The organism is Bacillus sp. JJ634 (assembly GCF_036962285.1).
Taxonomy (GTDB): Bacteria; Bacillota; Bacilli; order Bacillales; family DSM-1321; genus Peribacillus; species Peribacillus asahii_A.
Window position 1 is genome coordinate 2,219 of sequence record NZ_JBALMU010000134.1, and the last position, 3,167, is coordinate 5,385.

A 3,167-nucleotide genomic window follows, 5' to 3' on the forward strand; every position below is an offset into this window, starting at 1 on the left:
TCATCAGAGTCATGAAGGTCATAGTCCAGAAATCTAGCCAGGGAAATGTCCCTCATCGAAGCTCTCCTACCTTTTAATATTATAGATGATTGAAAATATTCAACAAGTCATGGAGATTATTTCCTCGAATATAGAAAAGAACCGAAGAAATCTCCGGTTCTTTGATACACATCTTATTCATATTCTCTCTTATACTTCAATTTCCATCTCTAGCAAGGCATAGCTTAAACTCTTTCCATGAGTGTCCATCCCTAGGGAAGTGGTCACTCCTCCCAGTAAGGCTTGATGACATACAAACTGGAGCGCTGATATATTTGGCACCTCATAGCGGACAATATCACCTTCCACAATGTCCTTTAAATGCTTTTTCACTTCTTCAGCTGTAACCTTTTCGCAAATCATTGAGTAATCCTCTTCATTATACGGAATAAGAGATAACATAAGCGTATTTCCCTTATCCCCAGCACGACTATGAGCAAGTTCATACAATTTTTTCTTCATTCTTCACGCTCTCCCTTATCGTAATCTGTACATCTATTTTATTTCGTGGTATTAGGGTAGAAACGATCCCAACGACTTCATTTGTATATTTACGCGCTCCTCCTCCACCGGCAGGTCCATTGGTATAGAGGGCTTCTACTTCTTCTCCAACTTTTGCCGCCTTTTCCAAAGCAGCGGCTCTACCTGCAACTCGCAGCCGGACTTCATAAGGCAGAGATTGTCCGTAGGTTGTCCGATGAACAGAAGAAACACCAATGTAATCAATTCGAAGATCCTGGACTTCCTCTTTCAATCGCTCATATATCACTTCTCCAGCTAATTTAGCTCTCCCTAATGCGTTAGACCCCGCATAAGAAATTTCTCCTTCTCCGATAAATCCTGCTTGGTAGCCTACACTCACCTTTAACGTATCCGGTTTCTTTTTCCCTCTTCCACCAGATATTTCAACACGATTTGGAGCGATTTCACGGATATACACGGATGTGAAATCTGCAATAACGTCAGGTGTTATATACTCATATGGATTCATTACTTCATATAGAAGCTGTTCTTTCGTTGTCGCTAAATTTATCAATCCACCTGTACCTTCTATTTTACTAATCACGGCAGAACCATCAGGTTCCACTTCAGCAAATGGGAACCCTAATTGAGCAAAGTTTGGTATATCTTTTTTGCCTGGATCAGCGAAATAGCCTCCAGCCAGTTGTCCTCCACATTCTAATAAGTGGCCAATGATTGTTCCTCTTGCCAGTAGATCGACATCATCTACAGACCAACCAAAATGGTGAATCATCGGAGCCAGAAATAAGGAAGGATCGGCTATTCGACCAGTAATAATAATATCCGCACCTGTCTCTAAAGCCGGTAATACCGCTTCTACACCAAGGTAAGCATTTGCTGAAATGACATGTTGAACCGATGATATAGGTTCATTCGTCTCTAGAACACGGTCATCAGAGTGAATGTACTTTAGAACATCATCTCCTGTTACTGCGGCTACTTTAATCGAAATCCCAAGGCGTTGGGCAATTTCTATAATTTTTTCAGCAGCACCAATAGGATTTGCCGCTCCCATATTCGTAATAATTCGAGTTTTATTTTTACAAATGACCGGTAAAAGGCGTTCCATTCTTTTTTCTAATAAAGGGTCATACCCCAATAAAGGATTTTGACTTTTTCGCTTTTGTGCTAAGGCAATTGTTCGTTCAGCCAAACATTCTAATACGAGATAATCCAAGTCCCCTTTTTCCGCGAGTAAAACTGCAGGTTCTAATCGATCTCCTGAAAAGCCTGCCCCAGATCCAATTCTAATCATTTTCATCACCTCAAATAGTAATCGCTCCTGTTAGTAACGCTACGATCGTCATAACAATCGTTGTTCCAAATGCCCATTTAAAAATAAAGCGCTGGTGATCACCTAAACGAACTCCAGTTAGCCCGATAAGAATAAAAGTAGACGCTGTTAATGGACTTAAAGGAAATCCAGTCGTCATTTGTCCAAGTATAGCGGCCCGACCGATTTCAATAGGATCCACGCCGAATGAAGTGGCCGTTTGACTAATAATAGGAAGAATCCCAAAATAATAAGCATCCGGTGTAAAGACTAAGCTGAGAGGCATACCCGTAATCGCTACAAGTACAGGCAGATAGCCAGCTAATGATTCAGGAATAATCGAAACCATGGAAGAAGCCATTGCATCAATCATTTTTGTTCCAGTAAGAATCCCAGTAAAAATCCCTGCTGCAAAAATCATCGTAGAAACGAGTACAACATTCCCTGCATGGCTCGATATCCGTTCCTGCTGTTCTTTAGGATTTCGGTAATTGACGAGTAAGGCGATACAGAAAGCAATAATAAATAATATCGGAAGTGGCAGCCATACTTTAACTAAAGCCACAAGAAGGATAATGGTTAAAATAAGATTAAACCAAAAAAGTTGAGGACGTTTAGCCTCTATAGCAGCAGCTTGCTCTTCAATAATACCGGTATATCCCTCATTCAAATCGATAATTCCCAATCTTGCTCTTTCCTTTTTTCCAAGCCAAAAAGCTGAGAACAGGACCCACAAGATTCCCACAATCATCGCGGGCAAAACGGGATGAAACAATTCAGCAGCATCCGTATTTAAGGCTGTCATTGCCCTTGCAGTAGGCCCACCCCACGGCGCAAGATTCATAACTCCAGCTCCCAAGGCAACAACACCTGCCAACACGAGCGGATTCATCTTCAACCTTTTATAAAGAGGCAGTAAAGCTGTCACCGTAATCATAAAAGTAGAAGCGCCATCACCATCTAATGCGACAAGCATCGTAATGACCGCTGTCCCGATCACAACCTTCAATGGGTCCCCCTTGACCAATTGAAGCATCTTGTTAATCATCGGATCAAATAAACCCGTATCAATCATCAATCCAAAATATAAGACAGCGAAAACAATCATAATTCCTGTAGGAGCAACCTTTATGACACCATCTAACATCATTTGCCCTATTTCTAAACCAAATCCACCAATTAAAGCAAAAACGACCGGCACTAGAACTAAAGCAATTAAGACCGATAAACGGTTAGTCATAATTAAAAACAAGAAAATTCCTATAGTTAAGAAACCTAATAATGCTAAAATACCCCTCACCCCTCACTAGTTTTTTATAACTACTAATCTATA

At 40.8% G+C, this 3,167-nt stretch carries 3 protein-coding genes; all 3 read right to left on the bottom strand.

What is annotated here, in order from left to right:
* Positions 1-189: 189 nt before the first annotated feature.
* Genes V7068_RS18165 through V7068_RS18175 form a run of 3 tightly spaced genes read right to left on the bottom strand, consistent with a single transcriptional unit; the run spans position 190 to position 3,125 of the window.
* Positions 190-501, bottom strand: coding sequence for an AtuA-related protein (locus tag V7068_RS18165; RefSeq protein ID WP_499713945.1), 312 nt, complete (start codon positions 499-501; stop codon positions 190-192).
* Complete coding sequence (locus V7068_RS18170; protein WP_499713946.1) at positions 482-1,816, bottom strand: acyclic terpene utilization AtuA family protein; 1,335 nt, start codon at positions 1,814-1,816, stop codon at positions 482-484. The genes V7068_RS18165 and V7068_RS18170 overlap by 20 nt, the downstream gene beginning before the upstream one ends.
* A 10-nt stretch (positions 1,817-1,826) precedes the next feature.
* The gene (locus tag V7068_RS18175; RefSeq protein ID WP_499713953.1) at positions 1,827-3,125 is read right to left on the bottom strand and encodes a CitMHS family transporter; all 1,299 of its coding nucleotides are present in this window, start codon (positions 3,123-3,125) and stop codon (positions 1,827-1,829) included.
* Between the last annotated feature and the right edge of the window lie 42 nt (positions 3,126-3,167).